Origin of the sequence: uncultured Campylobacter sp. (assembly GCF_938045405.1) — a bacterium.
GTDB lineage: Bacteria > Campylobacterota > Campylobacteria > Campylobacterales > Campylobacteraceae > Campylobacter_B.
In genome coordinates this window covers 1-5,881 of sequence record NZ_CALIMW010000229.1, presented here as the reverse complement: position 1 = coordinate 5,881, position 5,881 = coordinate 1, and the positions used below count along the sequence as shown (strand labels likewise).

General features: G+C 34.3%; 4 protein-coding genes and 1 pseudogene. All 5 read left to right on the top strand.

All coding sequences use genetic code 11. The features are described from left to right. Nucleotides 1-778: 778 nt before the first annotated feature. Nucleotides 779-1,018 (top strand): annotated as a pseudogene (locus tag Q0140_RS09485) (helix-hairpin-helix domain-containing protein); the annotation flags it as partial. Nucleotides 1,019-1,614: 596 nt separating this feature from the next. After that, nucleotides 1,615-2,850, top strand: coding sequence for an oligosaccharide flippase family protein (locus tag Q0140_RS09480; RefSeq protein WP_297964047.1), 1,236 nt, complete (start codon nucleotides 1,615-1,617; stop codon nucleotides 2,848-2,850). A gap of 8 nt (nucleotides 2,851-2,858) precedes the next feature. Continuing rightward, nucleotides 2,859-3,845 (top strand): glycosyltransferase family 2 protein, encoded by a 987-nt coding sequence (locus Q0140_RS09475; protein ID WP_297964045.1) that lies wholly within the window; start codon nucleotides 2,859-2,861, stop codon nucleotides 3,843-3,845. 15 nt (nucleotides 3,846-3,860) lie between these two features. Then, the gene (locus Q0140_RS09470; RefSeq protein WP_297964043.1) at nucleotides 3,861-4,925 is read left to right on the top strand and encodes an EpsG family protein; all 1,065 of its coding nucleotides are present in this window, start codon (nucleotides 3,861-3,863) and stop codon (nucleotides 4,923-4,925) included. After that, nucleotides 4,922-5,881, top strand: a 960-nt coding sequence (locus Q0140_RS09465; protein ID WP_297964041.1) for a glycosyltransferase family 4 protein, incomplete at its 3' end; no start/stop codon positions are given. The genes Q0140_RS09470 and Q0140_RS09465, both read left to right, overlap by 4 nt.

Genomic DNA, 5,881 nt, shown 5'->3' with positions numbered 1-5,881 from the left:
ATACGTTCGTTTTTAATACATTACCGCGTTTTTATATCTAAATTATAAAGCCGCCGGCAACTTATAAGGCTTTCGAATGATTTAAACTATATGCTAAATAAAGCTTGGCAGGCGTTATTACTTAATATAATGAAACGTTCTATAAGCAGATAAAACTCTATTAAAAATCAAGCCCAGAAAAGCATGTCCTACAAAAGCAAGCTTATTAATGCGGCTAAATTTTATTAAGATTACTCGTCTAGCTTTGCATGTAAAGTATCCGCGCCTTTCATAACACCAGTATCCCTTCGCCGTATGCGTCTAGTCTCGTACGTGTAAAGTCTCCGTGCGCAGCAAGATAGGGCTAAATTTCATAAATACCGTCGCTTAGCCTTTTACATGATTTAAATCCAAATCCCGTTTCAATGCTTGCGGTATTAAATTTAATATATATAGCTTTATCCTTTTCGGTCTCCAAAGAGGAAGCAAAAAAGGTGCTATTAAATTTAATATATCTAGCTTTATCCGTGCCTATCTGCTTTTTAAGATCAGGCTAAAATTTAAGGTATTTATTTAATAAAAGAGATCGGAACAGATAAAATTTCAATATATCTCTTAAATTTATCTCCCTTTAAGCCCGCTACAAATATAATCCCTACCGTATTGCAAGGTAGCGTAATAAGCATATAAAGCGGCACATATCTTCTCTAGCACTAACGCGGGATAGGTATGCAAAAGCCTCAATGCTAATAGACGTTTTATTTGGCAATACAAATATCTCAACCTAAAAGGACTTTTAATGAAAAACCTATTTAAATCCGCACTATTTCTATCGCTTCCTGCATTTATGCTAGCAGCAGTAAATTTAAACACTGCAAGCAAAGATGAGCTTATGGCACTTCCCGGTATCGGAGAGGCAAAAGCTCAGGCTATCATAGATTACCGCAAGGATAATAAATTTAAAGATATCGAGGATATCAAAAACATTAAAGGCATAGGCGATAAAAGATTTGAGCTTATTAAAGATGATCTTGCCGTAAGCGGACAGACCGACATTAGCGATCTAAAATCTGCCAAGAAAAAAGCAAGTAAAAAAGCTAAAGATACTATCAAATCTACTAAAGCTAAAGCAAACGCTAAATCAGAAAAAGTAAAAGAGGATATGGACTCTATGGATGAGCAGAGCAGTAAAGTAAAAGGCTCTATGGATAAAATGAACGATGAGGCTAAAGAGGACGGCTCGTCAAAGGCTTCGGGAAAGAAGGTTAAAAAATCCAAGAAAGAACAATAAGAAAGAATATATAAAATAAGGGGAGGAGAGTAAGTTGGGCTTCCCCCTTTGTTTTATAAAAATTTATAAAGGGTATGACTCTATACTTTTTGGAGGCAGATAAGATTTATTGTTTTGTCTGGGTTTTGGCAGCAATTGTTATGTCTAAGCATATTAACTTTATTTACTTCTCTGTTATTTTACCTAGTTGCTTTATTGCTTTTACAATTACTTTAGATTTTGAATAATTTATTTATAGGCGAATTTAAATCCGCACAATTTATTTATATTGTTTATTTGCTTTTAAATTTTTGATGGATACAATCATACGATCTAAATTTTTAAAGGATTTTGAGCTTAAAACTATGAGCAACAAAATAAAATTTATCAAAAATATTTCCTGGCTTCTGTTCGAACATGGTATTAGGATCGGCGGCAGTATTGTGACTGCGTCGATTTTAGCCAGAGTTTTAGGGATTGAGAAATATGGGACTTTTCAATATTTATTGGGGCTTGTAGTTATTTTCAAATCGCTTTCATATATTAATCCGGCAGAGATTATGGTGCCTATGCTTACGAACGCGGATGCTATACGGCGCAGATATTTAATGGGAAGCGGCTTTTTTATCAGGGCGTTTTTCTGCATAGTGGCATATATTGCTTTTTTGGCATTCGTATATTTTGGTGATGATGTAAAAGTGTTTAATCTAGCTCTAATTCTCGGATTTTGTATTTTGTTAGACGAAGCATTCGGTATCGTCACGGCCTTTTTACAATCTCAGACGATGATAAAATATAGAAGCGTGCTATATATCTGTTTTACGATCATCAAGATTACTATTCTGGCATCGCTATTTTGGCTAGGGGTTACTAATATCTATATTTATGCGCTTACATATACGCTGGAGAGTATTTGCATGGCGCTAGGTCTGCTTTGGGTTTATAAGATTTTAAATAAAGAACTATTCTTTACATTTGATTTTAATAAAATTTTGCCCCTTCTTAAAGATGGACTACCATTTTTTCTAGATATCTGCTTTATGTGTATATTTTTGAGGGCGGATATTGTTGCGACGCGTTATCTAAGTGATGGTACGACTTTAGGGTTATATGCCTCGGCGATTCAGCTTTTTGGTAGCGTGACTGCTATGGCGCCAATTATAGCGGTATCATTTGCGCCTTTATTTGTTTATAAATTTGACGAACTATACACCATAAAGAAAAATATATGGCTGCTTGCTTGCGGTATGGTTGCTATTTCGCTTTTTACGTCTATGGCGATGTATTTTTTATCGCCAATTTTAATAAGCTTAATATTCGGAGCTAAATTTAACGACGCAGTAGAAATTTTTAGATATCTATTATTTATTTTGCCGCTTATATTTTTAAACGAGGCTTTAAATTTATATATAATTAAAATGAAGTTGGGTAAACTCCTTATTCATAAATGGGGACTTGCCCTAGGCGGTGCCGTTGTGGCTTATTTATATTTTGTTCCTATTTATGGTGCCGTAGGAACAGTAGTTGGGCTTGGAATAGGATATTTTGTAGTATGTATACTGGGTGCCGCGATAATTTTAAATGATAAAGGGGATTTATGAAGGAAGTTTTGATATCCGCAATAGTACCTATATATAATGTCGAAAAGTATCTTGGAAAATGTATCGACAGCATCATAAATCAAACTTATAAAAATTTAGAGATAATATTGGTTGATGACGGAAGTACTGATGGTTGTTCTAAAATTTGCGATGAATATGCACTAAAAGACAGCCGCATAAAAGTAATCCATAAAGAAAACGGCGGTCTTAGCGATGCTAGAAACGCAGGTATCGATATTGTAAGCGGTGAATATTTAACTTTTATAGATAGTGACGACTGGGTAAGTAAATTTTATATACAAAATTTATATTGCTTGATAGATAGATGCGATGTGGATATGGCTATCACCTCAATTAGGCGTGCTTATGAAGACAGTGAGGATAAAATTTATGAAAAAAGTATAAATGATGAGCCTATTTTAATCCATACAGCCAAGGAATGTATAGAAAGTCTATTTTGCGGTAAATTTTATAATGTCGGTGCGGTTGCTAAAATTTATAAAAAAGAGTTATTTGCAGGCATTAGGTTTCCAAAAGGTCAGATATACGAAGACCTTGCGACCACGCCCATAATAGCTTCAAAAGCAGACAAAATAGCTTTTTGCGACCTGAAGGATTATTTTTACTTTATAAGAGATAATTCTATCATGACGAGCAAAGGCGATATTGAAGATTTAATTATATTTAATATCCTAGACGAGCTAGAAAAATATTTCTGTGATTACAAAGATATTGTAAAATCCATAGAGATCAGAAAGCTCAGAGACGCATTTATGACCTTTTATAAATTTAAGGATAATTTAGACGATTTAAGCAAGGATGCGCTAATAAAAATGGATAAGATAATAAAAAACAATTCCGCGATCGCGCTGAAAGATAAAAATTCTAAGACGCAGGATAGGATCGGGGTTATTATATATAATTTATTAGGATTAAAAGCCTATCTAAAATTTAGAGAGATAGCTCTTTGGGTTAGGAAAAATACCTCTAAATAGACAATGAGTTAAAATATGTACACTTTATACGCAATTTTTATATTTTATTTTTTCGCTGCTTTAGCATATGGTTTTTCTATAAGACACAGAGAAATCCGACCGTTGCTATATTACGCTTTTTTATCTATATTCTTTATTTTAGTAGCGTTTCAGGATAATTACGGGACCGATTATATAATGTATAAATTTTTATTTTTAGAAACAGAAAGATTATATTCCCTGTACAAAGGGATAATTATGTATCTTTTGATAAAATATTTAAACCCTTTAACTATTAATTATGGATTACTTTTTGTCATTTGGTCTTTAATACAAACTATTGCTTTGAATTATATGGTCAAAACTTATAAAAAATTTTATTATTTTGACGACAAGCTTCAAATTATTACATATATTCTATTTACATTGTCGTTTTTTGCCATGTCATTCAATGCCCTTAGATCGGTTATCGCTACGACCCTTATACCGATAGTTTTTATTTTATACTATGAGCGTAAAATTTTAAAATCTTTTATGCTTACCGCCATAGGGGTGCTTTTTCATCCGACTATTATCATTATAATACCTTTATTTTTAATATTTAATTTATTTAAAAAGCACTATAAAACCACTTTGATGATTTTTGTATTTATGCTACTTTTTGTATTTAATAGGATCGGGATTATTCAGATAGTTGCGGAATTTATCTACAATCACATCCCTGCTAATATCTACACGGACTATCTGGTCTCTTATCATATGAAACCTTATAGCGAAAGCATTTTTAGCTATTTGGGCATCTATTTTATTCTTTTTACAAATATGCTGTCTGTGCTGTTTTATAAAAAAGAGACGGATAAAAAGAGCATATTTTTATACAATCTCGCGTATTTTGCGGCGCTGTTGCGGATTTTATTTTACGGCATCCCTATTTTAGGCAGAGTTTATCTGCTATTTAGCGTTTTTGAATTTTTTATCCCCTACGTTTTATTTAAAAATTTAAACACAAAAAAGACCTTCTACTTGGGGTATTTTATCCTGATAGCTTTTTTTATCACCGTGATAAAATATCTATTATTCAATAACAGAGTCTCGTTTTGAAAAAAATTTTTATTATAGGCGGTGCCGCTTCTATGATGATAAATTTCAGGAAGGAATTTATCATAAAGCTCGCCGGGCAAAATTTTAAAATTTATTGCCTAGCGGGAGACTACGACGATACTTCACGCAGCAGGATCAAGGAGCTCGGCGCTACGGCTTTGGATTACAAGCTAAATTCTAAAGGATTAAATCCGCTTGGTGATGCTCTTGCGGTATATGATTTGATAAGGCTCATTAAAAAATATCAGCCGGATATAGTATTTAGCTTTTTCGTAAAGCCCGTAATTTTTGGCACCATAGCGGCAAAATTAGCGGGGGTGCCGCGTATCGTCGGTATGCTTGAGGGGCTGGGCGGGGCTTTTACTTTGCATAAAAACGGATCTTCGGCCAAGACGAAATTTATAAAATTTATTCAAATTTTGCTTTATAAGCTTAGCCTTCCTCTACTCGATAAGCTCATCTTATTAAATAGCGACGATAAAAAAGACCTCATTGATAGATATAAAATCGGCGTAAAAAGTGTTGAAATTTTAGGCGGTATTGGGGTCGACCTGGCTAAATTTAAATACTCTCAAGCGCCTGCAGAGCCCGTGAGTTTTATATTTGTAGCCAGGCTTTTGGCGGAGAAGGGGGTGTTTGAGTATCTACGGGCCGCAAAGATTATAAAGCAAAAGCACAAAGAGGTGAAATTTTATATTTTGGGCTCCTTTGACGAGACAAATCCTTTCGGTCTGAAAAAACGGCAGCTAGATATGTATCTAAACGATGACATCGTGATATATCCGGGCTTTGTGGATAATGTGGATGAGTGGATCGCTAGCTCTAGCGTGTTTGTGTTGCCATCGTACAGGGAGGGTTTTCCTAGAAGTACGCAAGAGGCGATGGCGATAGGTAGAGCGGTTATCACGACTGATAGCGTGGGTTGCAAAGAGACGGTCATAGATGGATTGAACGGC